28 protein-coding genes and 1 tRNA gene are annotated in these 24,512 nt (G+C 60.9%); 14 read left to right on the forward strand and 15 right to left on the reverse strand.

Going from position 1 to position 24,512, the window contains the following annotated elements; translation table 11 throughout:
• Positions 1–140: 140 nt before the first annotated feature.
• The 3 genes from ACFFF7_RS02515 to bufA2 form a co-directional block, all read right to left on the reverse strand.
• On the reverse strand, positions 141–896 hold the full coding sequence (locus tag ACFFF7_RS02515) for an HvfC/BufC family peptide modification chaperone (protein ID WP_379479785.1): 756 nt from the start codon (positions 894–896) through the stop codon (positions 141–143).
• Positions 893–1,726, reverse strand: a complete 834-nt coding sequence (gene bufB / locus ACFFF7_RS02520) for an MNIO family bufferin maturase (protein WP_379479786.1) — start codon at positions 1,724–1,726, stop codon at positions 893–895. Before bufB ends, ACFFF7_RS02515 begins: the two co-directional genes overlap by 4 nt.
• A gap of 76 nt (positions 1,727–1,802) precedes the next feature.
• Positions 1,803–2,087: a BufA2 family periplasmic bufferin-type metallophore gene (gene bufA2 / locus ACFFF7_RS02525; RefSeq protein ID WP_379479787.1), complete on the reverse strand. Its 285-nt coding sequence runs from the start codon at positions 2,085–2,087 to the stop codon at positions 1,803–1,805.
• Positions 2,088–2,266: 179 nt separating this feature from the next.
• Here bufA2 and ACFFF7_RS02530 point away from each other — a divergent pair, with 179 nt between their 5' ends.
• Genes ACFFF7_RS02530 through ACFFF7_RS02545 form a run of 4 tightly spaced genes read left to right on the forward strand, consistent with a single transcriptional unit; the run spans position 2,267 to position 4,175 of the window.
• Positions 2,267–2,545, forward strand: a complete 279-nt coding sequence (locus ACFFF7_RS02530; RefSeq protein ID WP_379479788.1) for a BufA1 family periplasmic bufferin-type metallophore — start codon at positions 2,267–2,269, stop codon at positions 2,543–2,545.
• A gap of 3 nt (positions 2,546–2,548) precedes the next feature.
• Positions 2,549–3,004, forward strand: coding sequence for a DoxX family protein (locus ACFFF7_RS02535; RefSeq protein ID WP_379479789.1), 456 nt, complete (start codon positions 2,549–2,551; stop codon positions 3,002–3,004).
• Complete coding sequence (locus tag ACFFF7_RS02540) at positions 3,001–3,528, forward strand: sigma-70 family RNA polymerase sigma factor (RefSeq protein WP_379479790.1); 528 nt, start codon at positions 3,001–3,003, stop codon at positions 3,526–3,528. Before ACFFF7_RS02535 ends, ACFFF7_RS02540 begins: the two co-directional genes overlap by 4 nt.
• Positions 3,525–4,175 (forward strand): NrsF family protein, encoded by a 651-nt coding sequence (locus tag ACFFF7_RS02545; protein WP_379479791.1) that lies wholly within the window; start codon positions 3,525–3,527, stop codon positions 4,173–4,175. The genes ACFFF7_RS02540 and ACFFF7_RS02545 overlap by 4 nt, the downstream gene beginning before the upstream one ends.
• 106 nt (positions 4,176–4,281) lie before the next feature.
• Here ACFFF7_RS02545 and ACFFF7_RS02550 read toward each other — a convergent pair whose 3' ends face one another.
• The 6 genes from ACFFF7_RS02550 to ACFFF7_RS02575 form a co-directional block, all read right to left on the reverse strand.
• Positions 4,282–6,222 carry a DUF2075 domain-containing protein gene (locus ACFFF7_RS02550; RefSeq protein ID WP_379479792.1) on the reverse strand — a complete coding sequence of 647 codons (1,941 nt, stop codon included), beginning with the start codon at positions 6,220–6,222 and terminating at the stop codon, positions 4,282–4,284.
• Between the two features lie 170 nt (positions 6,223–6,392).
• Positions 6,393–6,590, reverse strand: a complete 198-nt coding sequence (locus tag ACFFF7_RS02555) for a DUF6961 family protein (RefSeq protein WP_379479793.1) — start codon at positions 6,588–6,590, stop codon at positions 6,393–6,395.
• 220 nt (positions 6,591–6,810) lie between these two features.
• Positions 6,811–7,467, reverse strand: a complete 657-nt coding sequence (locus tag ACFFF7_RS02560) for a thermonuclease family protein (RefSeq protein WP_379479794.1) — start codon at positions 7,465–7,467, stop codon at positions 6,811–6,813.
• Positions 7,468–7,658: 191 nt separating this feature from the next.
• Positions 7,659–8,282 (reverse strand): outer membrane protein, encoded by a 624-nt coding sequence (locus tag ACFFF7_RS02565; protein WP_379479795.1) that lies wholly within the window; start codon positions 8,280–8,282, stop codon positions 7,659–7,661.
• A 375-nt stretch (positions 8,283–8,657) separates the two neighbouring features.
• Entirely contained in the window at positions 8,658–9,014 is a 357-nt protein-coding gene (locus ACFFF7_RS02570) for a hypothetical protein (RefSeq protein WP_379479796.1), read from the reverse strand.
• Between the two features lies 1 nt (position 9,015).
• Entirely contained in the window at positions 9,016–9,606 is a 591-nt protein-coding gene (locus tag ACFFF7_RS02575) for a hypothetical protein (RefSeq protein ID WP_379479797.1), read from the reverse strand.
• A 513-nt stretch (positions 9,607–10,119) separates the two neighbouring features.
• Between ACFFF7_RS02575 and ACFFF7_RS02580 the strand changes: the two genes are divergently transcribed.
• Positions 10,120–10,377 (forward strand): hypothetical protein, encoded by a 258-nt coding sequence (locus ACFFF7_RS02580; RefSeq protein WP_379479798.1) that lies wholly within the window; start codon positions 10,120–10,122, stop codon positions 10,375–10,377.
• Between the two features lie 597 nt (positions 10,378–10,974).
• Here the strand turns inward: ACFFF7_RS02580 and ACFFF7_RS02585 are convergent.
• Positions 10,975–11,370 (reverse strand): ribonuclease HI, encoded by a 396-nt coding sequence (locus tag ACFFF7_RS02585; RefSeq protein ID WP_379479799.1) that lies wholly within the window; start codon positions 11,368–11,370, stop codon positions 10,975–10,977.
• A gap of 186 nt (positions 11,371–11,556) precedes the next feature.
• A complete protein-coding gene (locus ACFFF7_RS02590) occupies positions 11,557–11,799 on the reverse strand; it encodes a helix-turn-helix domain-containing protein (protein ID WP_379479800.1) in 243 nt (80 codons plus the stop codon).
• A 340-nt stretch (positions 11,800–12,139) separates the two neighbouring features.
• Here ACFFF7_RS02590 and ACFFF7_RS02595 point away from each other — a divergent pair, with 340 nt between their 5' ends.
• From ACFFF7_RS02595 to terL, 6 genes are all read left to right on the forward strand, one after another.
• Positions 12,140–13,306, forward strand: coding sequence for a hypothetical protein (locus ACFFF7_RS02595; RefSeq protein WP_379479801.1), 1,167 nt, complete (start codon positions 12,140–12,142; stop codon positions 13,304–13,306).
• The gene (locus ACFFF7_RS02600) at positions 13,303–13,698 is read left to right on the forward strand and encodes a hypothetical protein (protein ID WP_379479802.1); all 396 of its coding nucleotides are present in this window, start codon (positions 13,303–13,305) and stop codon (positions 13,696–13,698) included. The genes ACFFF7_RS02595 and ACFFF7_RS02600 overlap by 4 nt, the downstream gene beginning before the upstream one ends.
• A 111-nt stretch (positions 13,699–13,809) precedes the next feature.
• Positions 13,810–14,049: a hypothetical protein gene (locus tag ACFFF7_RS02605; RefSeq protein WP_379479803.1), complete on the forward strand. Its 240-nt coding sequence runs from the start codon at positions 13,810–13,812 to the stop codon at positions 14,047–14,049.
• Positions 14,050–14,282: 233 nt separating this feature from the next.
• Complete coding sequence (locus ACFFF7_RS02610; RefSeq protein ID WP_379479804.1) at positions 14,283–15,761, forward strand: site-specific DNA-methyltransferase; 1,479 nt, start codon at positions 14,283–14,285, stop codon at positions 15,759–15,761.
• A gap of 28 nt (positions 15,762–15,789) precedes the next feature.
• Positions 15,790–16,209 carry a DUF5681 domain-containing protein gene (locus ACFFF7_RS02615; protein ID WP_379479805.1) on the forward strand — a complete coding sequence of 140 codons (420 nt, stop codon included), beginning with the start codon at positions 15,790–15,792 and terminating at the stop codon, positions 16,207–16,209.
• Positions 16,202–17,620 (forward strand): phage terminase large subunit, encoded by a 1,419-nt coding sequence (terL, locus tag ACFFF7_RS02620; RefSeq protein WP_379479806.1) that lies wholly within the window; start codon positions 16,202–16,204, stop codon positions 17,618–17,620. The genes ACFFF7_RS02615 and terL overlap by 8 nt, the downstream gene beginning before the upstream one ends.
• 442 nt (positions 17,621–18,062) lie before the next feature.
• Here the strand turns inward: terL and ACFFF7_RS02625 are convergent.
• A tRNA-Ser gene (locus ACFFF7_RS02625) sits at positions 18,063–18,152 on the reverse strand.
• Between the two features lie 156 nt (positions 18,153–18,308).
• On the opposite strand from ACFFF7_RS02625, the gene hspQ reads away from it, so the two are divergent.
• Positions 18,309–18,689: a heat shock protein HspQ gene (hspQ, locus tag ACFFF7_RS02630; protein ID WP_379479807.1), complete on the forward strand. Its 381-nt coding sequence runs from the start codon at positions 18,309–18,311 to the stop codon at positions 18,687–18,689.
• A gap of 136 nt (positions 18,690–18,825) precedes the next feature.
• On the opposite strand, the gene ACFFF7_RS02635 is transcribed toward hspQ, so the two are convergent.
• A complete protein-coding gene (locus tag ACFFF7_RS02635) occupies positions 18,826–19,716 on the reverse strand; it encodes an ABC transporter permease (protein WP_379479808.1) in 891 nt (296 codons plus the stop codon).
• Between the two features lie 94 nt (positions 19,717–19,810).
• Between ACFFF7_RS02635 and ACFFF7_RS02640 the strand changes: the two genes are divergently transcribed.
• Positions 19,811–20,482, forward strand: a complete 672-nt coding sequence (locus tag ACFFF7_RS02640) for a GcrA family cell cycle regulator (protein ID WP_379479809.1) — start codon at positions 19,811–19,813, stop codon at positions 20,480–20,482.
• A gap of 71 nt (positions 20,483–20,553) precedes the next feature.
• Positions 20,554–21,690 carry a GGDEF domain-containing protein gene (locus tag ACFFF7_RS02645; RefSeq protein WP_379479810.1) on the forward strand — a complete coding sequence of 379 codons (1,137 nt, stop codon included), beginning with the start codon at positions 20,554–20,556 and terminating at the stop codon, positions 21,688–21,690.
• On the opposite strand, the gene ACFFF7_RS02650 is transcribed toward ACFFF7_RS02645, so the two are convergent.
• Together ACFFF7_RS02650 and ACFFF7_RS02655 are read right to left on the reverse strand one after the other, a co-directional pair.
• Entirely contained in the window at positions 21,687–22,382 is a 696-nt protein-coding gene (locus ACFFF7_RS02650; protein WP_379479811.1) for a DUF3142 domain-containing protein, read from the reverse strand. The two genes, ACFFF7_RS02645 and ACFFF7_RS02650, sit on opposite strands and share 4 nt — an antisense overlap.
• Complete coding sequence (locus tag ACFFF7_RS02655; protein ID WP_379479812.1) at positions 22,379–24,472, reverse strand: PA5441 family protein; 2,094 nt, start codon at positions 24,470–24,472, stop codon at positions 22,379–22,381. The genes ACFFF7_RS02650 and ACFFF7_RS02655 overlap by 4 nt, the downstream gene beginning before the upstream one ends.
• Between the last annotated feature and the right edge of the window lie 40 nt (positions 24,473–24,512).

A 24,512-nucleotide genomic window follows, 5' to 3' on the forward strand; every position in this document is an offset into this window, starting at 1 on the left:
AGCAGCCGAACGCTAAGCAAAGCAGCGAACTGAACCGACGGCCGCTTTCGGGTTGACATGTTAGTGACGTGAACGTCGTCTATGTTCGCGGAGTCAGCTGGTTGATCTTTGAGATTTCTAGTGAACCTATGGCTGCCGCTTTAGGAAATTCCAATCACCAGTCCTTCGACTATCCAGCGACCCAGCATCTCACCAATCTCAGGAACGGTATCAGGGCTGCCACTCGCAGCGCAAATTGCCGCAAATGTTGCGTTTCCCAATGCCAAGGCCAAGGCATCGGCTTCAAGGGGTGGCATAACGCGAAATTGGGGCTGCAAGTCTTGCCGCCAGATCAGGATGGTCGCGGGCTTCTCAAGAGCGATTTCACCGGTCCATGGCTCTGTTCGGGCGATCGCTTGCCAGATCTCCGCGCAATTTGTGGCAATTGGCTGAAGGACGGCGCTTGCGGAGATGCGCAACCGCATGTTTTCCCACTCAGCTTCGCCGAACTCGTTCGTCAGGTCCGTGAAGCGTTCAGGCGTGATCGGTTGCTCATCGTGAGACTTGAACGCCAATTGCATTTGCCATTCGAGGTTCGCGAGTTCCGCAACCTCTGGCTCGTCCGGGAACAGTTCTGCCAGCGTATCGGCAAAACCAACCCCGGCATCGTCGAGCGTCCAGCTGCGCGGCGGATGGCTGATCAGGTGGTGGATCGCGGCCCGATCGAACGCATCGTCGCCGATCCAGCTCCATACCCGCTCGTAACTCTCGCGCAGGCAGGCAACCAGTCGGGCGCGATAGGCATTGCGGTATATTCCAAACCCGCGCTCGAACGGCGAGGTGGCCGGTTTAGCAGTCTCCGCCGCGGTTTCGAGCAACCCGGCATGAAATTGCCTCTGGATCGCGAGCAGGATCATGCCGCGATCCTTATCGCCAACTGGGCTATGTTGCGCGCTTGCTGAAGTTCGGCGAGCAGTTCACCCAGCGGCGGAATGGCATCGTCACGCTCGATCATCGCGGCGAGCGGTCCGAAGCGTTGGCAGGCCTCGGCATAAAGCGCCCAGACGTCGGCACAGACAGGACGGTCGTGGGTGTCGATCAGGATTTCGCCCGGCGTGTGTCCGGCGAGGTGAACCTGGCGGACGCGGTCTGCGGGAATGCAGGCGAGGAAGGCCAGCGGATCGAACCCGTGGTTGATCGCACTGACGTAGATATTGTTGACGTCGAGCAGCAGGTAGCAGCCGGTGCGGCGGGTCATTTCTGTCAGGAATTCCCATTCGCGCAGTTCGTCTTGCGCGAAGGTCAGGTAGCTTGAGGGGTTTTCGAACAGCAGCGCCCGCCCCAGTATGTCCTGCGCCTTCGCAATATTGTCACAGACCACGTCGAGCGCTTCGGTGGTGTAGGGGAGCGGCAGGAGATCGTGGCTATTCAGTCCATCGACCCCGGTCCAGCACAGGTGATCGGACACCCACAGCGGTTCGATCCGGTCGGCCAGTGCCTTGAGACGGATCAGATATTCGCGGTTCAGCCCCTGCGCCGCGCCGATCGACAGCGAAACGCCGTGCATCGCAACCGGGTAGTGCGACCGAACCCGGTCGAGCACGGCCAGCGGCTTGCCGCCATCGACCATGAAGTTTTCCGAGATGATCTCGACGAAATCGACCGGCACGTCGCCGGTCTGAAATTCGGCATAGTGATCGCGGCGGAGGCCCAGCCCGAAGCCGGCAAAGGGAGAAATATCGGTCATGGGCTGGATCCATCGCGCGAGGAATTTGTCTGCGACCCGGCCCGGGAGGGGGAAGTCAGGCCGGGTCGCAAGCCGGTTAGCGCAGGTCGCCGATCACGCCTTTCTTGGCGAGGCAGGCGCTGGCCGCCATCGCCTTGAAGCCGTGGCCCTTGCACTCGTTCATGCCGCGGCACGAATGATCGGTAGTCGAGCAGTCGCCGGTGCCCTTGCAGCTGTTGACGCCGTAACAGTGGACGGTGTCGGCGGCCCCAAGCGCAATCCCGCTGCTGCCCTGCGGCGCGGTGGCGGCGCTGGCCAGCGAGGACAGCGCGAACATGGCGGCGGCGGAGGCGATGCTGACGCCGGTACGGATGGTGGACATGGGGTTCTCTCCGGATGGATTGGCCGAAAGTGGCGTCCGGTCATTCGGTGAGCGTGCGCTGCCGGTTACAACGCCAAGCAGGATTTTTTCGTCCATTCCGACTGTAACCGTTCACGGCACGGCGGCGAATGGGGTGCTGTCCGGCTTTGCTGCGGGACGCCGCTTTCAGGAGATTACCCATGAACCGAACTGCCCTGCCGCTTGCTTCTGCTGTCCTTGCCGCCGCGATCGCCGCCGGAATGGCCAGCGCCGCCACTGCCGCCAAACCCGCAATGGAAAAGTGCTACGGCGTTGCCAAGGCTGGCAAGAATGATTGCGCCGCCGGACCCGGCACCAGCTGCGCCGGAACCGCTACCGCCGACTATCAGGGCAATGCCTGGAAACTGGTTCCCGCCGGTACGTGCGTGAAGACCCAGACCCCGCGCGGCCCCGGCTCGCTCACCCCCAAGGTCCGCTAAGCCGTGCGTGGGGTTGTCGCCTATGATCGCGCCGTCTCTTTCGTGTCCGATCGGACCTTCGAGAGCGCCGCGCTGCTGCTGACCAGGCTCGCGCTGGCCGGGGTGTTCTGGCGCTCGGGCCGCTCCAAGGTCGTCGAAGGCACCTGGCTGACGATCAGCGACAGCACCCATTTCCTGTTCAGCACTGAATATGCCAGTGTGCCACTGCCGCCCGAGCTTGCGGTGGTACTCGCCACCGGGGCGGAGCATCTTTTTCCGGTGCTGCTGGTATTGGGCTTGGCCACGCGGCTCTCAGCCCTGGCACTGTTGGGGATGACCATCACGATCCAGGTCTTCGTCTATCCCGATGCGTGGTGGCCGGTCCATTCGCTGTGGAGCGCGCTTTGCCTGGTGCTGATCGCGCGCGGCGCGGGGCTGTTCGGGCTGGATCAACTGCTGGTCAAGGCGCACCGCCGATGATCGCCGACGACGCGACAATGGCGCGGCTGATGGTCCGCGCGCAGGCGGGTGACCGGCAGGCCTATGGCGTGCTGCTCACCGAGGCTTCGCGCTGGCTCAAGAGCTATTTCGCGCGGCGCAGTGCCCCGGCGGCAATCGACGACCTGATCCAGGAGACGCTGCTTTCGGTTCACCGCAAGCTCGCGAGTTTCGATCCGGCGCGCCCGTTCCTGCCGTGGGTCGCCGCTATCGCGCGCTACCGCTGGGTCGATCATCTGCGCCGCGTCTATCGCGCCGCCGAGGTCGAACTCGCCGACGAAATCGCGATTGACAGCGAAGAGGACGAGATTGGCGCGCGGATCAGCCTCGAGCGACTGTTCGGCCTTCTCCCGCCAGGCCAGGCCCGCGCCATCGAACTGGTCAAGATCAAGGGACACAGCGTTGCTGAAGCCGCGCGCCACTGCGGGCAGAGCGAACCACTCATCAAGACCAACATCCATCGCGGGCTCAAGAAGCTCGCTGCATTGATCGAGAAAGCCGAATGACAAAGCCCAATCCCACCGATCGCCTGATTGCGGACCTCACCGCCGAACTCGCGCCGGTCCGCGCCCTGCGCCGCCGCGACGGGCTCGCTCTGACTTTCGCCGCGATCGTGCTGACCATCGCGGTGGTGCTCACGTGGCTCGGGCTGCGCCCGGAACTGCTCGGGGGCGAGGCCTCGGGGATGTTCGTGATCGCCAACGGATTGATCCTGCTACTCGGCCTCGCGGCGGCGGCGACCGTGGTGCGGATGGGTAGCCCGCAGGTCGGCAACCGTCATGAGGGGTGGAAATGGGCACTGGCGATGGCCGCGCTGCTGCCGCTCGCCGCTTCGGTTCGCCTCGCACTGCATCCCGGCGAGCTGGGGCAGATCACGAATGGCACACAAGGACCTGACTGCATGGTCCACGCGCTGATGCTGAGCAGCTTCACCGCAATCGCGCTGATGCTGTGGCTGCGCAAGGGTGCCCCGGCCTCGCCTCGTATCGCCGGTTTGCTGGCCGGCCTCGCCGCAGGCGCACTCGGCACATTCGCTTATGGTCTCGCCTGCCCAGTGGAGACAATCTACCACCTCGGCGTGTGGCATAGCGTGCCGATCGCGATTGGTGCCTTGGTCGGGAGGTTCGGAATTGCCCGCGCGATTACCTGGTAGGCAGACCCGTTGATGAACTAACGGCGGCTTTGCGGGCGCTGTCGAGACAGGTTGAACGTCGGCTTAGTTCGCGATACCAGACACAGCACTGCGCACTTATCATGGCTCAGCCAAATGCATCAAAACCGCAGTCCAACAAGAAAGCGTGGATCGCATCATACATTTCGGGCGAGCGCGTTGAATCCTCACTCGACCCCTCCGGTACAAAAATCACCAAACCTTGCCTGCTCCTGGTCAAGAGGACTCTGTAGGAGTTCGCGACGAAGGTTTGGCGGGCAACATCATTCACCGCCTGCCACTTCGTGCCCTTGAACTGTAGCGCCTGCCATGCCCCATCCTCGCGACGAAAATTCGCGTCCCAGCATAAGCAAGTCCAGTCGAGCTCGAGCCCCTGAACATCGAACTCGGTTGCTGCGTCCTCGAGCGCATCTGATGATCTGACATCCTCGGTTGGCGCCAAGAACCACTTCGCCGGCTCGATCTTTGCTTTCACAAAGATCCCATGAGGCTTGAGCCGAACCGCGTTCGATGACGCTAGAAGGCCGCTACGTTCGTTACCGCGCCGCTGAGTGCGAAGCCATTGGCGCGCGAGGTCGAGATCGCGGGTGATAAGCAGAGGGAAGTTGTCGAGCTCGCGGCGTACGTGCTTTGCCGCATCGCTGTTGCCTGCGACGACGTGACCAACAAAATCTGACAGTCGCTCCGCGCGAAACGAGCGGATCGACGTCGCCAAGTGCAAGGCTGGTGCACCGACTTCATCTTGGATGGCACAGCTATGCTCCAGGGTTTCTGGAACGTGGACTTGCCAATGCGGGAACGATCTCTCGAGCGCGCGTAGCCACTCGTCAATGCCGGCTTCGCCTGTGTTGATCTCTTGGCCGCCACCGACCAGGCAAATGATCGCACACCAGTCATCGTGGCGGTCCATTACGCTGAGCAGGAACTCAGGCTCTGACATCGAGAAGCCTAGCTGGCCCTTCTTTTGCTGCATGAACTTCGAGGTCTGCTCGACATCCCAGGCGCGCTGGGCCTCGTCGAAGACCGCAACCTTCTCGATCGGCGCCGCAGCGGAGGAAAGTGCATCGTCACGAAAGTGATGGATGTTCTGGATGAAGGCAGCTGCGCGGCGTTCCTCTTTGGTCTTGGAAGTGGTCTGGCCAACTTCACGTGCTTTCGCGACCGCATCTAAGGCCAAGGCCTCGCGCAGGACTTCGACCAGGGGCCCATTGCCTGAGAGAAAGACTGCATGCTCATCACTGTGCGCGCGTTGCCGCGCAGTTGCGAGGTTTAAACCCGCCAGGGTCTTGCCCGACCCTGGTACGCCGGTGATGAAGCAGATAATCTTTCGCCGCTCACGCTTCGCCGTTTCGATTGCGCTCGCGACATAGTCCGCAGTGTGGGTGAGGTTCTCGGCGCCAGCTTCTGAACGAGAAATCTCCTCCACATCGTGACCGCGGTAAAGTGCCTGTGCCGCTTCAACGATCGTTGGGGTCGGGCGGTAGCGACCTGCTTCCCAGTCGAGCGGATCGAGCGCTTGGCCACCCCAGACGCGGCATACAAAGTTGATCGCGGGTGCTAATCCGGCCGTGTTGACCCGCATCGGTTTTGCCAGGCCATCCTCATCCCACTGCAGTGGCTGCTCGGTATCGTCTTGTGCATGTGTTGCCACCAAGATTGGCACGATTGGCGGCCCATGTGAGGTTTCATGAAAGTGCTTGAGGTCCAGCCCGTAGCCGTAGACTTGCTCCATACTTGAGCGATCATACTGCCGCGCACCAAGTTTGTACTCGACGACGAAAATGATCCCTGAAGCGATGACCACCAGATCAGCACGGCGGCCCATCCGTGGGATCAGGAATTCCATAAAAAAGTGAGCGCCGGGAAGGTCTGTAGCGAGTTCGCGTAAGTGCGTAATCTGGTACTCCCATGCCAACCGCTGCGCGGGCTCTAGCGCAAACGGCAGGCGTGCCGCGAGCTGACCGAGAAGCTCGTTGTCATTTGCCTGTATGACCTTGCCGGCAGAGATCGAAATGTAAGCGCGGTTCATTCCTGGTGGGTGCCTAAAGAAGAGGGACGCTTCAACTTTTTCGCTTCTCTGAGGGATCAAGACCCACCGCAAGGATGAAACCGCCTGCGTAAGGCATTACGCTGTTCTGGCCATTAGAACTCGAAATGAAAAGCCGACTTTCAGGTTCAATCCTGCTTACAAATAGCACGTCAGTGCGCTGCGCCATGAACTTGCTCGATGGATATCAGCCTTGCCAGGACCTCACGCCAAATCTTTGCAGCGGCGGCATTGCCGTCAGTGTCAAATCTATCGATCTGCATTGCGGCGTGGAGAACTGCCGAGTCCCCATGCTCCTTTTCGACCGCCAGGGCGCATGCCCAGAGTTCCTGATCGCGATCGAGTGTCACGACAATGCCCGAAAGAACGCCGTCAGAAGGGTTGTTGCCAGCGGCACCGCTCCACGGAAGAGGAGCATCACAAACTCCAGGGTATCGCGGTCAAGCTTTGTGCGCACGCTTGGCTCTTCGCATCTCTTGGGCGAGTAGGAAAGCAATGCGGTGCCAGTGGGCAGGTTTTGCGAGCCAACGAGCGGAGTGCGTGAATAAGAATTCGCGCTAGCGTGCTCGGTCACTGAACGATGGCACGGCGATATCCGGCGGCTTGGGCCTGCGCCTCCGTGCAAAACATCTCTTCTGCCCGCGTTCGATCGTAGTAGGGCATTCCGGGCAGGTGGTAGATCCATTGCCCGCGGCGGTTGCGATTGCCCTTGATGGCACACCCACCGGTCCAAGTTGGCGGCTGCGCCTTGACCATCGGCCGCGCCAGCGATTCGGGTACCGGCGCCGGGGCAGGCTCAAGTTTGGAGAGGCGGTACGCACTGGGAAGAGCGAATGTGGAGGACCAGATTCCCAACCGCGAAGCCTTGGCGCGGGTCTCGGCAGGGATGTAGGCGTCGCTGAAATCGCGGTAGGCGACAGCCCAGCCTTGTGTGACCACCGCCTCGTTGAGCTCATCTCGTCCGGCCCAGCATACTGCCAAAACCCGGCCATACTGGTCGACGCCCTGCCCCTGACATTCGATCTCCTGGCCGGCGACCAGCGCAGCGAGCTGGTCCTTGGCGCTTTTTCCGCAAGACCAAGTCTCCCCATTCCTCTTGCAGGTCTGATCGAACTCGGGCGCGTCAATCCCAAACAGACGAATCCGAGTGCCCCCGACCTCAAGAGAGTCGCCATCGACGGCGACTGCGGTGCCGCGCAGCGCCTGGGCCTGAGCGGGCTGGGTCAAGCTCAGCAGAGCAATGGCGCCTGCTGCCAGAACGACACGTGCTTCTGCGAACCAACGCAAATCTGTCGGGTACCTAATGTGCCGTGTCATTGTCCTCACCGCGCTACCCAAGATTTTGTGTGCAGCTTCGGTTAGTACTAGCCAAATCCGGGGGCGGCTGGGACCACCCCCGGAACACTATGGCGCAACTCTTAGAAGCGTCCAACTGCGCCGAACACAACCTGGTGACGGTTGGCGTCAAGCCCGGTTGCGACGCCCTGGTACTTGTACTCGCTGTACTGCGAGTAGCGGTACTCGGCACGGAACGAGATCCGGTCAGTGGCGGCAATCTCAACGCCGCCGCCAATGCGAAAACCGCTCAGATCATCGCTCTCGTCGTAGGCAAAGCCGTCATTGTCATCATAGGCGAGGTTGACCTTGGTGTTGGCATAGCCGCCCTTGACGTAGACAAGGGCCTTGTCGGATACCTTCACCCCGGCGCGGGCGCCAATGAACAGATCGAGATTGGCAGAGAGCGTGGCCTGATCGCCCAGTACAAACACATCGGTCTCGCTGGCGCGGGTCGACGCATCGCCGATTTCGCCTTCGATGCCCAGGACCACATTGCCCATGTCGATGTTGTAGCCGGCAATCGCGCCGAACGCGACGCCGTCCTTGCTGCCCGAAGTACCGGTAGTGTCTTCGTTGATGGTCACATGGTCATAACCAACATATCCGCCAAAATAGGGTCCCGCAAAATTGGACTCATCCTGTGCTAGAGCCGGCGTGGCAGCAAAGGCTGCGGCTGCAACGGCAAGAGCTGTAAGCGTCTTCATGTAATACTCCTATGTACCTCCAGTAGGTATGCGGGATGTACGTCCATCCGAAGTTCAGAAGGTGTGATGTCGATCACAGGTCGTTGCGATTGAATGCCAATTGTTTGGCATGTGTTGCGTCGCTGCCACATTACAGGCCCGTGAATCGCGATTGGACTGGCCCTGGATCATGTTCTTTGGTGCCAAAAACTGCGCCGAACCCGAAGAAGCAGCGAGGCACTGAGTACAGTCCTTGCGGTCACCGGGTCGCGATTTTCCAATCTTACAAAATCACAGTCGTTTTGAGGCTGACAGAACGGCTGGTTCTAAACAGGACAGTAGCACCCGTATACGCAAACACCAGGATCAGCAGACGAGAGAGACGCGACGAAGATCCTATCTTTGTGACGCCGCTTCCGCTTCGTCGGCCGCGTCCGCCGCGTCACGAGCAGCGTCGGCCGCATCTTCGGCTGCAGTTCGAGCGTCAGGCACTACCGAACGCCAATTTTCATCGGAAAACCGGCCAGCCGTATCGGCAGCGTCTTCTGCGGCTGATTTCGCTCTGCTAGCGGCGGACTGGGCCTCTTCAGCTTGATCGTGCGCCTCGTCCAATTGATTTCGAAGGGAAGCATTTTCGCTCTCCAGCTCTGCGATCCTGTCCTCTAGATCTTCACGAGAAGGTTGATCGCTGCTGCACCCGGTCAGGAGGAGCAGGCCCGCGACGGTCGCGGCCCACACATGACGCTTGGACACTTCAGAACTGCCGCTTCGCCTGTTGAGGATCGGCCTTCTCGCATCGGCCAGCGTAATCTCCAGCCTTCCCCGATATGCTGATTGCTCCCGTATAGCGATCAACGCGGAGCTTTGGATTGTTCATGACATTCACGGCCACAGATGCACTGATCTCGTTGTCCTTGAACTTGACGTTCTTCAGCTTGAACCAGCCGTCGTCTCCCCCATGGATCGGAGGGAGCATTGTTCGCGGCATTCTCACCCGCCCCTGGTCGCCTTCAATGAATAAGCTTACTTGGTCTTCGAAACCTTGGCTTCTTTGTCCATAGACAGTTGCACTGGCGGAGCCCGAGCCGCTGTACGTTCCAAAACTCCCGTTTGACCCCTGAAAGGTTCCTGAGGAGGTGCCATACCCATATCCGTTTGTCACAGTGACCTTGTTTGCGCTGCCTCCACCAAAGCAAATCAAGTCGAGGCGCGACGGCTGGGTCTCGACATGTGCGCTGGCGACAGGTGCCGGATCGGCAGCTGCGGCTTGGGCCTGCGCCTGAGACGTGATCCAAAAATTCGCCAGAAGTACGCATCCAGCCAAATTGACAGCTATCCGACGCATCTTTCTTCTCCCTGGATGGGCCATGACCTTGGTAGTCCTCGTCGCAAAGGCCTGCCCGCGTTTGACCAACCCAATCTGAACTAGTCTTAATCGCGCACTGATGCGAGCATGTTAAGCATAGCACCAAATTTATTGATTGCTTGAAACACGGTTTAGGAGGACGCCTTCTAATAGCTGGCACTCGGAGTGCGATTCGAAAGTGTCTCAAGGGGGAATTATTATGCGTAAGTTTCTTTTGCTCGGATTTGCCCTGGCCTCAGCGCCTGTGTCGGCAAAGCCTGTTTATGTGGCTCCGCACGTGAAGAGTGATGGGACGATTGTGCAAGGCCACTATCGGACTTCGCCAAACAACACGAAGGCAGATAATTGGTCGAGCGAGCCGAATGTCAATCCATATACCGGCCAACAGGGCACTCGCGACCCATATGCGCCGCCGACGTATTCACCTCCTACATACACGCGGCCGTCGAGCACGAGCACGTACAAGGCCCCGTGCTATTTCAATTGCCCCAAATGAAGAAGGCAATCGCAATTATGGTGCTGATCGTTGCGTTGGCACCAGCGCAAGCGAAGGCAACCGAATGCAAGGATGCCGTCGAGAGCTACAACTCTGCACTCAGTGAAGTATCATACACCCTCAAGCGGTACGCGAACTGTGTTAGCGCGAGTGCTGGCCAGGACGATTGTTCGACTGAATTTCGTCGGTTGAAATATGCGCAGGCCAACTTGGAGTCGGCGGTCATGGAGATCAGTTCATATTGCCGATCTTGACCGCGGAATGCGTCACAAGCGAGGGTGTCGGCCAGTTGCCGACGAGGCCAAAAACCCCTGTCATCTGCGCTCCGATTCGTTGACTAGGTAACTAGGATCAAAGAGTTCCTAGCGAACACGAGCGCATTTGGACGGGCGATACCTAGCAGCCAATGATCAAAATCTTGCTGCAGCTGATGAACGAATGGTCGGCATTGGCGACCAGATTTGGGCCAGCAATTGGTAGCTATGTCAGCGATCGTGGCGCTTGCCGCTGGTCTGCTCAAGGCTGCCTTAGAGCAAAAAAAATGGCGGCCTCCGAGAGGAAGCCGCCATTTGAAGTCGGGGACTCCTGCCTTGCCTGAGTCCATCGGGTCGCAAATATCGCGATAGCAGGATGGCGCCTCACGACAATTGTATAGACTCGACAAGACCGCACTAGACCGAGTTTGGGACATCAATGGGGACGATCGTAAACCTGCATTGCGTCCAAGCCGATAACGGCTTGCGGGTGTCGGGCATGATTGCCCAGCGGCGGCAATGTCGGCGATTAATCACAAAGCCCCCGAGTGCGGGGCAATCTGCACGAAGTGCGGTAGCCCGACCAGAGTCGAGGTCCTAGCGCGGATGCCGGGCAGCGAGCGCAATGCCCGCGAGGTTCTGCTGACGCTTGATCCAACGAACACGCAAAGTTGATATTTGGGCTGCTGACGTCAGGAACGCCGCGGCTTTGGGGTGGTCGGCGTTCCCGTCACGCAGAGCTTTCCTTGCTTGCTCGACCACTTCGATCGCATCGCCCACCAGGTCGATATCCGTGAAGTCCTGCGATCTCGCGACCTGCACCGCGCATAGCAGTGCCTGCCACTCCGCATCGCTGTTTGTGCCATGCCCCAGGTCGTTGAAATAGGACGTAACGCCCCGAACCACCACGGCGGCCTCGATCCTCCCGGGATTGGGCCGGCACCCTCCATCAAAGAATACCTTGAGCCTGCGGCTTGTGCGAGGAATTACCATTCAGACCATCGCTGCAGCAATACCGTGGCTTGGAAATTTCGCCATACCAACCACCACCAGTACTTTGCTGAACGATGCAGCGAGGCTCAGTGACGTTGATTGCACGAGCATTGCCTCCTTATCGACGGGAGATCAGCCCCTGTACAAGGTCAGAGCTCCAGTGATCCGATCTTTTTTGCGCAGACGCTAGCGCTGTCGCCTTGCTGAAAACGCCTTGGCTTTGGCTTCATCGAACAACACCGACACGTCGACACCCAGGGCGTTCGCGATCCGCTCGAGAACCAGAACCGAAGGGTTGCGAACCCCACGTTCAACACCGCTGATATAGCCTCGATCGATCCCGCTGTCGGTTGCAAAATCCTCCTGCGTAACTTCGCGCTCTGCACGAAGCCGCCTGACATTCCACCCGATGCGCTCGCGAATTTCCATCGCGGCGCACCCTCAAGCGATGCGACCGATAGGCCCACGACTCATAAGTCTCATTTGGCCTGCCGTCGCTGATCGATCGCGGCGGATCGGATGAATGTGAAGACTGCGGCAGCCAACTCGATGCTTGCTGACGACTGGCTTCAACACACCAACATGCCGGGACGATGGGACTGGACTTCGCTGCATAACCAAGCATGTGTCGCGCGCGCAGAGTCCGGCGAGAAGCAATTCGCGGACGGGTCATTCCGAAGCGCGCACGCAATCCCACCGTAGGAATATTGTGAGACTTATTAGTCTCATTTTACTGGACTACCCCGAGACCTTCGAGCACAGCCAACGCATGGCACGAGCACTCGGAAAACCGGTCCTGATTGACAGCGCAGGCGACCAAAGCCGGCTGGAGCGCATTTTTCTAGGCAGCGGCAATCACAGCGAGAAATGGCTGCAGGCACTGATCCAGGCGCACCCGGACATTCTGCCGATAACGGAGATCGAACCCGGGTTCGGGACGCTGGTCCCCGCGGCCCGCGAAGTGCCCTGCGGCCACGGTTTCATTGATAACCTCTACCTCACGCCTTCAGGCGACATCGTGTTCGTCGAGACCAAGCTGTGGCGCAACAGCGAGATCCGCCGGGAAGTGGTGGCACAGACGCTCGATTACATCTCGGCCTTGACCTCGATGTCGTTCGAGGACTTTCAACTCGCGGTCTCCCAAGGGGAGAACGCACCCAAGCGCCTGTATGACCTCGTCTCGGACCTGCCAGATGCCCTTGCTGAAGCCGAGTTCATCGATGCCGTGGCATCGAACCTGCGCCGCGGGCGAATGCTGGCCATGGTACTGGGCGACGGGATCCGCTCAGAGACCGAGACGCTTGCGAGGCTCCTGCAAAGCCATGCCGGCGCGCACTTCACCTTTGCTCTGGTCGAAGTCGCCACCTGGCGGACTGAGACCGGTGCCATTCTTGCCATCCCGAGTACCCTGGCAAAGACCGTAATGATCGAACGCGGGATCGTGCGCCTCGAAGGTGCGGGCGTCCGGGTCGATCCGGTACCAGCCCGCGCCAAACCACGCGCCCAGTCACTATCCATGGGCGACTTCATGGCCGGCATGGCCAAACTTGATGCTGCGCTACCCCAGGCGATTTACGCGCTGATCGACGCGCTTGAACCGATCGGGGTCTATGCCGAACTGAAAGCTAGTCTCAGCTTCAAATTTGATCACCCTGATCTCAACCGGACGGCAAGTTTCGGTTACATCGACAAGCAGGGCAGGTTCTGGACCAACCCCACGTCTCTTAACCTGCCGGAGCGCGTCTGGCGGCCCTACCTCGAAACTCTCGCCGTCTTGGTTGGCGGATATGTCGTGGATCAACCCACCGGGCCCTTCGTGGCGATCAGTAGCCGGTCGGCGCCCCGTATCAACGACCTCCTTCCCCAGCACCGAGAAGCACTGGTTGAGGCCATCGAGAAAGCGGTGCGCGACATCAATGAGGGGAGCGAAGCTTGAGCGATTCCGAAATCATGGAGCTCGACTTCTGGCTGGAGCGCTCGCGCTGGTTCGGCATGACCATGTATCCTGGATATGACGGAGGTCCCTATCATTCGCCGATCCAGCGGACGGGCTTCCAGCTGCTTGATGACCGGATCTTCTGCCTCGATTTCATCAATCTAGCCTATGCGCATGGGGTGCAGGAATTCAGCGTGGATTTCGAGGTGCTGCGCGGCACGATGGAATATCAGATTTGCATCGCTGCCAAGCAGCTGGACCGGGCCTATGTCTTTGTTCCCCTGACAGCGAGCTGGATCGCGACCTACTTCTCCGAGCATGCCCACCAACGCCTGTTCGACGAGCAAGGCGTGCCCATTTGCGAGGCCCTGCTCAGGCTTCGAGGCTACTGACTCGCGTTTGTCATCAGAACCCCATCCCAACTCAAGGAATAGTTCGCACCTGGGCTGGAAACACGAAAGCTGCGTCTCGACTTCGCTTCGCCTTCGAGCATGTCTGCAGATATGAAGAGCGATAGCCTTGGCACTGACGAGCAAGCTGATCTGGTACAACAGCTTATCCTGGAAGCAGGGCGGATCATGGAAAATGTCTCTCCCGATCTTGCCATGCGCCTCCCTGCAAACAGCCTGGACCGCGAGAAGGCGCTCGTTGGATTTTGCCAGATAGCAGATGCCATCCACAAACTAGCGACTGCGGGTCTGGCTTTGAGCAAGTTGGAGGACCTGCAGACATTGCCGGGTTGAACGGCTTCCGGCCTCAGTCCAACCGAGGCGCTCTCGCGCCTCGACCTCCCGCGGTGCGAAATACACTTGCATGTCCGACCTGCCTATGATCCATTCATCAGACATTGACCTGGAATTGCGCGTCGTCCCAATAGACCTCTAGTTCATGAGGCTAGGTCTTGCATCCCACCGCGGAGGCAGGACTGAGTGTGACGCCCATCCTCCTCTGCCTCGGTACGGCATGGAGGAAGGTTATGAATTCCAAAATCGCAAAAAGGTCTGCGCTTCCAGGCAAGCTCAAGCCGCAGTTGCAGGCGAAGTCGCAATCGCGCCGAAAGGATGCGGCTGACAAAACTCAGGTCGCTGCGGCAGTGTCCCGTCCGGGTCGAAATGACCTGCAGCCGCATCTCGAAGCAGTCTGGAGACCCATCGAGTCGCTAAAGCCGGCGCCAGGCCGCGCGCGCAAAACGACACCCGAACAACTAGAACGCGTGGTCACGTCGATTCAGCAGTTCGGCATGGTGGTCGAAATCCTGATCGACAAGGAGGACCGGATCGTCGCCGGACACATTCTGTGGGAAGCGTGCCGATTGCTGGGCGCCGAGAAAATCGCGTGCAAAATTGTCGATCACCTGGATGAGAATGAATTGAAGGCGCTGTCTCTCGCACTCAACCGAATTGCGGAGACGGGCACCTGGGATTTTGACCTCCTTCGCGACAGCATGATCGAGATCGAAGCTGCGGGCATCGAGATCACCTCGACTGGCTTCACTCTCAACGAGGTCGATCAGATAACCCTTGCGCCTGCCATTCCTGACCAGGAGGGCGAGGAGGTTGAAGACGACGATCGGAGTGACGAACCGATCACTTCGCGGCTTGGCGATCTTTATGAACTGGGTGATCACCGCTTGCTTTGCGGCGACGCTCTGGATGAGGCGTCCTATAGACTGGTCCTGGCTATGGGGCGCGCTCAATGCGCGGTTAGCGACCCGCCCTACAATTGCAGGATTGCCGGCTTCGTAAGCGGTCTTGGCCAGAACAAGCACGACGAATTTGTTATGGCCAGCGGCGAAATGGACGGCGGCCAGTTTACCGGCTTTCTCAAGACCTACCTGCAGCATTGCGCCACATTCACGTCTCTAGGCGCAATCATATTCGCGTGCATGGATTGGCGCCAGATCGAGAAATTGCTCGTCGCCGGATCCGAGGTTGGTCTGACCCGCAACAACATCGTGGTTTGGAACAAAGGATCAGGGGGCATGGGAAGCCTCTATCGCTCGGCCCACGAGTTTATTGCGGTTTTCTGCAACGGAAGCACGCCGGCAACCAACGCGGTCGAGCTGGGTCGCCATGGCCGTGATCGCACCAACGTCTTTAGCTATCCAGGTGCCAACAGGCGGGGCTCGTCAGCCAGCGCAGCGCTCGCAGACCATCCAACGCCCAAACCTGTCGAGATGGTCGTCGACATGCTGCTCGACGTGACCAAACGCGGCGATGTCGTGTTGGATCCGTTCTCCGGCTCGGGGACCACGCTGATCGCCGCAGAACATTGCCGCCGGAACGCGTGCGCGATCGAGCTCGATCCCAAATACGTCGATCGCTCTATTCGCCGGTGGGAAGCCCTCACCGGCCGGGAGGCGATCCACACGGAGAGCGGCATGACCTTTTCAGAGCTGATGGCCGCCCGCAGCGGGCAGAATGACGCCGATCATGCAAATCCCGGCGATCTATGATTTTGGGCGGTGCAAACGGGGCTGAGCAATGAGCACGAAACCGGATGACGAGAAGTCCTCCAAGTGGGGCAAGGGCAAGACCGATCCCGAAAGTTGGTGGAAGAAGGGCGGGAAATCGCCCAATCCAAATGGACGGCCCAAGGGGTCAAAGAACCAGAAGACGCTGTGGCGTGAGGCCAGCGAGGTCAAAATCTCCGTGACCATGGATGGCCAGAAGAAGGAAATGGCGAAGAAAGAGCTCGGATACCACCAGATTGCCTCAAAGGCCGCCGCCGGCGATCTCAAGGCTATTTCAATGCAGCTGCATCTCGACGAGAAATTCGATTCCGGCGAGTCCACTCCCCCCACTCAAGAAGAGTCGGCAGCCGACTTCCAGACACTCGATGAGTGGGTAAAGCTGCGCGAATTGTTTAAGGTCTTCAAGATGGGGGACGATGTCGATGGCTGACGCTCTTGAGCTGCGCCGCATTGTTGATCACCTCTGCCGAACGGACTTCTTCGCCTTCGCGTTGCGAGCATTTCCGGTAATTGAACCCGGCAAGCTCGACATGGCGCCGCATATTGCAATCATCTCGCGGCTGCTGATGAAAATGTTCGAGGGGGATGTGCATCGAGCGCTGATTTGTATCCCCCCTCGCTATCTGAAGACGTACCTGATTTCCATTTGCTACCCCGCCTGGCTGTTGGGCCGCAATCCAAAGGCAAGGATCATGTGCGCATCCTACGGGATGGACCTTGCCGAGAAGTTCAGCGCCGACACGCTCAGGCTCATGCGGTCCAGTTTCTACCGCAGGGTCTTTCCCAACACCCACCTCGATCCCAAGAAGCAGAACAAGGTCGAATTCGGAACAACGGCTGGAGGCTATCGCCTCGCAACGTCGACATCAGGAATCATGACCGGGCGAGGCGCCGATGTCATCATAATCGACGATCCACTCAAGGCAGCCGAAGCCCATTCGCCGACCGCGCGAAACAGCTGCCTTGAATGGTTCCAGTCGACCGTCCACACCCGCTTCGATCAACCCAAAAAGGGCAAGGTCATTGTTGTCGCGCAGCGCCTTCACGCGGAGGATCTGCCCGGACACATAATCGAGACCGGGGGATGGGAGCAGCTCATCCTTCCAGCGATCAATCCCAGGAAACAAAGTTACGAGGTGCTGAAAGGCGTTCAGCGAGGCGATTTTCATGCTGGCCGCATTCTTCAACCAACCCGGCACGACCGCGATGATCTCGCAAGATTGAAGATCGCGATGGGCGAGTTCGATTTTGAAGCGCAGTTCAACCAATGCCCGCTTCCCCCTGGCGGCGCGATAATCCGGGAAGCCTGGGTCAAGCGATACAACAGCGTGCCCAAACCATCACAAACCCAGGCCATTATCCAGAGCTGGGATACTGCCTACGAAGGTGATGAGAACAATTCGTGGAGCGTTTGCACAACATGGGCAAAATGCCCCGATGGCTTCTTCCTGCTCGACGTCTGGCGCGATCGGCCGGCGTTTCCCGATCTTTGTAAGGCAGTTTATGCTTTGAAAGCAAAATGGAATGCGAAGATGGTGATCGTCGAAAAGAAGGCAAGCGGCATAAGCCTGATTGAAACGATCCGGAACGTCGAAAGCCAGCGATGGCTGATGTTCCTTTCGCCCGAAAAAGGCAAAGTCGAGCGCACACAGCAGCAAAGCCTGAAGTTCGAGCAAGGCAAGGTCTGGCTACCGAAGTCAGCGGACTGGTTGGCGAGTTTCGAGGCCGAGCTGTTCGCATTTCCACATGGCAAATTTGATGATCAGGTGGACTCGGCCGTTCAACTCCTGGCAGCCTCAGATTACGCGAAATTCAAGGAAATGTTGCGCTTCCTCAGCTGATTTCACACCCTTGGTTTGCTGAGTTGAAACGCGCGACCTGGCCGTCATCTCTCGACGTCCAACACCATGCTCGGTCGATTGGCCGCACGCATCTGCGTGCGCCTGGCAGCCTCTTCAGATGCCCCGATCAGGACCAGTCTATCCTAATTTTCCCTGTTTTGAGGTCCATCGCCGATAAAGAATATTGTGTGATTAGAGCTATTTGACATGGACCGTTGCGTCGCTTTCCGTGTATTTTTTGGGCTTTTCCGTGTTATTTGGGCCTGAACAGGGAAAGCAAGCGAACCGTACCGAGTCCAATCGAGGCAGAGAATGAGGGCACAGATTGCCGCAATCTGGCTCGGAAATTTGCTCTCTGAGGTACGGTTCGACTGCATCTGCGCGCGGAACCGCGCCGTTTCGGACGCTCAGATTGCCTTGTCAGGGAATACGCGAGACTAAATGGCGGAGAGGGTGGGATTCGAACCCACGGTACGGTTACCCGTACACCGCATTTCGAGTGCGGCGCATTCGACCTCTCTGCCACCTCTCCGCGAGATTGCCGCTGCGCGGGCCAAGGCCCGTGGGGTCGAAGAAGCGGGCGGTTAGCCGATGCGGCTGCACTTGCCAAGCCCTTCCCGGGCCTTTTTCGGGGATCGCGCGACACGCAGCGTTGTTTCGCGGGGAAGCTAGCCCTATATTGTCCGATATGGACCGCGCTACCTTCTTCTCGCCCCAGGCCGGACGGAACATCGACGCGCCGCTCAAGATGCGCGCGCGGTTCGGCATTGGCGATGTCGTGCGACACCGGATGTTCGATTTCCGCGGCGTCGTCTTCGATATCGACCCGGTCTTCGCCAACAGCGAAGAATGGTACGAATCGATCCCAGCCGAAGTGCGCCCCCATCGTGAACAGCCGTTTTACCACCTGCTCGCCGAAAACGGCGATAACAGCTATGTCGCCTACGTCAGCCAGCAGAACCTGCTGTCAGACGGCGATGGCGGTCCGGTTGACCATCCTTCGCTTGCCGAACTGTTCGAGGATTTCAAGAACGGGCGTTACCGTCTGCGCCGCTCGATGACGCATTGATGTTTTGTCCGGCTGGCGCCGGAAGCAACACCGGCCCGCTCCCCCGGCCCGACCACCCATAGGGTACCATAAACGGGTGGTCGGGCCGGGGGAGCGGGCCGGTGCTGCGTCAAGCCGTCAGGCTTGCAAACAAAGCCTAGCTCTTCAGCTTCCAGCCGCTGCGCAGCAGCAAGTACAGCGCACCGCACAGCACGACGTTCAGCAATCCCAGATAGAGCGCCCCGTTGAACACGGCGGCGTTGGTCGCGCCGATATCGCTTTGCCCCAGGAAGCCATAGCGGAACCCGCTGATCACATAGAAGAACGGATTGACCCGGCTGATGGCCTGGAATGCCGGATGCAGGTTGTGGATCACGTAGAACGTGCCCGACAGCATGGTCAGCGGGGTGATCACGAAATTGGTGATCAGCGCCGCGTGATCGAACTTTTCCGCCCACAGCGATGTGACCAGCCCGACCACCGATAGCAGGATCGAGCCCATCAGCCCGAACCAGACGATCGCCCAGGGGTGCCGCGCGGTCAGCGTGACGCCCGGCCAGAATGCCATGGCCAGGCTTATCGCCAGCCCGACCAGCACCGCCCGCGTCACCGCCGCGCCGATCAGGCCCAGCATCAACTCGCCTTCGGACAGCGGCGGCATCAGGTAGTCGACGATCGTCCCCTGGATCTTGCCGGCAAGGAAATTGAAGCTGGTATTGGCGAATGCGTTGTTGATCATCCCCATCACGATCAGCCCGGGCGCAATGAAGCTGGCGAAGGGCACGCCCAGCACCTGGCGCCCGCCCTGCCCCATGGCGACGGTGAAAATCATCAGGTAAAGCAGTGTCGTCACCGCCGGGGCCCAGATGGTTTGGGTCTGGACCTTGAAAAAGCGGCGCACTTCCTTCATATAGAGGGTCCACAACCCCATCCGGTTGACCCGGTGGATCGTGGGCACTCCCTGGGCCGGAAACGCTGCACGCCCCTTGCTCCTTGCGGGCAGTGGGTCTTGAGCGCTGACGTTTGCAGGAATAGGGTGTTCGGCCATACCGCGGCGACTATCCGCACGCCGCGGACAAGGCAAGTTTGCGGACACACAAAACGGCTCCTATCGTGGGAGCGACAAAGGATTTGGCAACGGCATGAGCTGGACCGACGAACGCATCGAAAAGCTGACCAAGATGTGGGAAGGCGGCGCAACGGCCAGCCAGATCGCCGACGAACTGGGCGGAGTCAGCCGCAATGCCGTAATCGGCAAGGCCCACCGTCTTGGCCTGAAGGCACGCCCCAGCCCGGTGAAGCCCAACGACAAGGACAGCGCCCCGGCTGCGCCCTCGGCTGCCAAGGTGGCCAAGACCGAGGCACCGCCGCGCGCCGCCCCTCCCCCCCGTCCGGCACCGGCTGCACCGGCCGCGCCGCGTCCCGCCGCCGCAGCGCCGGCTGCTGCGGCACCAACCACTCCTTCGGGAACGCCGCAGCCACGCATCGTCTCGGTTGGCCCGGGCGGATTCCTGCGTCAGGGCCCCGGTGATCAGCAGGCACCTATCCCGCCGGCACCGCCGCGCCGCCTTGTTCCGGCCAAGCCTAGCCCGGAAATGGCCGAAAAGACCAGCCTGCTCGAGCTGAACGACCGGATCTGCCGCTGGCCGATGGGTCACCCGGGTGAACCCGATTTCCACTTCTGCGGCGTCGCGGTGAACCCAGGGTTCCCCTATTGCGTCGAGCACTGCGGCCGCGCCTATCAGGCACAGCTGCCGCGCGGTCATCGCCGTCCCCCGCCCCCGTTGCCGTTTGGCGGTCCGCGGGTGCGCTGATACCGAAATCCGGGGCCGCCAGCGCGCGGGCCCCGGCTTAAGCTCTGCATTGCCATGCCGTTAACCATGGCATGACCGTGCACAATCAATCACAATTTCGTTCGGCCGGCCTGCTCGGCTGGCTTGGCCTGGGCCAGCGTCCGAGCGCGGACGCCGCGGACGAGGAGGCTTCGCCGCCCGATCGCCGCGCGGCGGGCCGGATGCGGCAGTTCGACGAGATCGCCTCGTTCCTAGCCTACCACCAGCTCGAGATCAGCGTGCGTTCGCTGACGATCGTGTTCCAGTACCTGTCGGGCGAAGAACCGCACCTGGTCCGCCTGATCGACGGCCGCATGCAGCAACGCCTGCCCCTGACGCTCGACTGGCTCGACGCGGCGCTCGACGCGGTCGGCCACGGCAGCGAGGTGGCGCAGATGGCCAAACTGATGGAGCGGCTGGAAAGCAGCATCGACGAGTTCGGCAAGACCAGCCGCGATGCGCACCGCGCCACGAGCGATTACAATTCCGCACTTGAGGCCCACGTGACCGAGCTTGAGCAGGTAACCAAGGCCGGCGACGTGATCAGCGACCTGGCGACGATCGCCAAGGTCATGCTGAACCGCACCCGCGACATCGAAAAGCAGATGCTACGCAGCGAGGCCCAGACCCGCGCCTTGCGCAAGCGGCTGGAGGAAGCCCGGCGCAGCGCTGACGAGGATCATCTGACCGGCCTGCCCAACCGGCGCGCCTTCGAAGCACGCTTTGAAGAGGAATACCGCGCGGCATTCGCCGCAGCCGAACCGATGTCACTGGCGTTCTGCGACATCGATCACTTCAAGAAGGTCAACGATCTGCATGGTCACGAGGCCGGGGACCGTGTGCTCAAGCTGGTAGCCGACAGCCTGGCCCGGCTAACCGATGACAACTGTCACGTTGCCCGCCACGGCGGCGAAGAGTTCGTCATGCTGTTTCGCGGAACGAAACTGACCGAGGCATTCGAACGGCTCGAAGCCTTGCGCGAACAGCTTGCCGATCGCCGCCTGGTCAATCGCGCCACCGAAATGCCGTTCGGACAGATCACCTTCTCCGCCGGGATCGCCGATGTCTTTGCCTATCCCGATCGCCGCAGTGCCCTGAAAGCGGCCGACGAGGCTTTGTACCGGGCCAAGCAGGAAGGCCGCAACCGCATCGTCGCTGCCTCGGTCGAGGACGGCAAGTGCGCGGCCTAGCGGGCGAGCAGGAACACTACATAGCCGCGGAACAAGGGATCGCGGCGCAGCGCGGCCGGTTCGCGCCATTCGCCGCCTTCGACCAGGGCGACCTTGTGCGGCACCGGGACGCGGGCGAGCCGATCGAGGTAGCGGGCATAGCCGGGGATCGTGCTGCGGCCCTGATAGCTTTGCACCACGACCTCATCGACCACGCCTTTGAGCGATGCCAGCGCCGCCGGATCGGCATTGGCGCTCCAGTCCATCAGACCGGTGACGGAAAGCCGCCAGGCGGGCGGCAGGCGCTGGCGCAGGGCGGCCAGAAATGCCGCGTAGCGATCCAGACCCCTAGTCGAAGCATCGAAGTCGATCTGCAATCCAGCCACACGGTTGCCCGCTTCACGCCACCGCGCGAGATCGGCGATGATCCGCGCCTCGACCGGCGGCGGCCAGTCCAGCGTCTGGCTGCGCACGACCAGCCAGACCTCGTGCTGCGGCGCACGGGGCACTGCGCGCAGCGCAATGTAGCGGCCATCGCGGCGCACTTCTCCGGCCAGCAGATAGACGGTTTCAGCGCTTTGCAGCGCCGCCGGGGCGCGTACTCCGGCCCACAGGTAGAACGCGGTGTAATCTTCGGCCCGGACGCGCTCGGGCGCGGCCGCCCGGCAGGCGGACAGCAGCACGAGGATCAGAAGCAGCGCAGCGCGGTTCACCAGTAATAGCGCAGCTTCTTGGCCCATGCGCTGGCCGGATATTCGCGCTTGAGCTGGTCGTACCACGCCTTGCGCTGGGCCTTGGGCGCTTCTGCACCGCATTCGCTGACCCCGCTGGGGGCATAGCACATGACCGCGCGGTATAGGGCATAGGCCTTGTCATCGGCGCGTGCTGCCGGGCTGGCGATGACCTTCGTGTAGAAGTCGGCCCGCGCCAGCTGCTTGCCGACAAAGCCCTTGGTGAAGCCGCCAAGCTCATCTTTGGCCGGGCCGAAATCGGGATAGCCGGTATCGCCGATCCCGTGGAGACGGAAGAAATCGCCCAGGCACAGCAGCGCTGCATTGTCCTGCGGGTTGGCGGCCAGTGCGCGGGCGCTGACTGCAATCGACGCGCAGGGGTAGGCACCGTCGCCGAACGGACCCTTGCTGAAGATCTTCGCACTGGGCATTTCGCCGCTCAGCGGCAGGGCGGTATCGGCGGCAAATACGGCAAACTGCCCGCGAGAAAGCTCGCCAGACAGCAGATTGTACAGCGCCTTGTCCCGCTCGTCGGACTTGATTGCGCGGTCCTGGGCGACGCGGCGCAGCAATGCCGGCGCCGCCGAATTATCGAGCAGCAGCGCGCGCAGCGTCGGGTCGGTGACGGGTGAGCCCGGTGCGAACACCGCATCGACGCGGCCGCTGCGTTCCCAGCTCATCGCCAGTCCGAGCTCGACCAGCGGGCGCTGCCACAGCCCCGTGCTGCCACCCAGCAGCTCCTGCCAAAAGCCGGCCTCATTGCGGTCCTTCAGCGCCGCCAGCGCCATGCCGCGCAGAACCTGCCGGCTGAATTCCAGGTTGGAAAAGGACGGCCGCTTTGCCTCATCCGGGATCAGTTGCAGCACGCGGGCGTAGTCGCGCGCGACATAGAACGCCTGGCTGGCCTGGAGATAGCCGAACAGACGCGGCGCCCCGGCAAAGCGCGGCGCTTGGGCTTCAAGCGCGGCAGCGGTCAATTCGCTGCCACCGTCACGCAGCGCGATGAGATCCTGTGTTGCCAGCAGCAGCGCGCCCTGGGAGGTCGCGGCAGCGGATTCCGGATTGAACAGGAACTTTGTATCGACCTCCTCGACCAGCAGCGCTGCCGCCTCCTGTTGCGGCGAGACTGCATCGGTCATCCGCGCATAGGTTGCGGCTAGTGCCTGATAGTCGCCCGCCAGCCACAGCCCGCGGCGCAGCAGGCCCTGCGCTGATGCGGCATAGCGGCCCTGCGGCCAGGCTTTGAGATAGCCCGCCAGCGCCTCCAGCCCGCGCTTGACCGCCGCGCGGTCCACCTTCGCGCCGCCGGCATAGCTACCGTATTCATCGAAGGCCGGGGCCTGGGCCGCGGCGAACTCGACCCGGATCGTCAGATAAGCCGCCGTTTCGCGCAGCCACGGATCATTGGCCCGGGCAAGTCCGGCAAAGCCCGAACGCGCTACATCGAAACGCTCGCCATAAAAAGCGTCGGCGGCTTGCAGATAGGCCAGAAAATCGCGTCCCGCCGCGCTGCTCACCGTTGGCCACTGGCCAAAGCTGGGCAAGGGTCCCAGCTTGGCGGCATCGCCATAGCGGCGTTCCCATGACACGCTTTGCTTGCAGGCGTCCTGGGCCGCGCCGCGCGCGGTCAGCAGCGCGTCACGTTCGGCAGGTGGCAAGGCCCGGTTGGCCTGCATCGCTGCGCTCAGCGCCGCGCTGCCAGCGGCAAAGCCGGCGCAGCGCGATCCGGCATAGTCCTGCCCGGTGGCGGCCGTTTCCTCATCGGCCTTGGGAAACAGCGCCTGGCGGTACATCCGCCAATCGACAAAGACCTGGCCGAGATTGTTGTAGTCCGATCCGGCGTCGGGATAGGTCAGCCCCGCGGTGGACCGTCCGCCGCGATCGGCCAGCATCTGCATCAGGTTGAGCCGACTGTCATTGCCGGGTGCAAGCATTGCCCGGCCGCGGCAGCTATAGCTTTTGCCGACCAGACTGAACCCGCCCTCGCAGCCGCCATCCGCGCAGGCGAACGCAGCGGTTGCGGCCAATACCGCGATCACGCTTGCACCTTTGGCCAGCCACCGCGCTTTCATCCCCGCCTCCACCTGTGCCGCTGCAACGATCTGAAAATCG

The sequence above is a fragment of the Novosphingobium aquiterrae genome, assembly GCF_042434435.1.
GTDB lineage: Bacteria > Pseudomonadota > Alphaproteobacteria > Sphingomonadales > Sphingomonadaceae > Novosphingobium > Novosphingobium aquiterrae.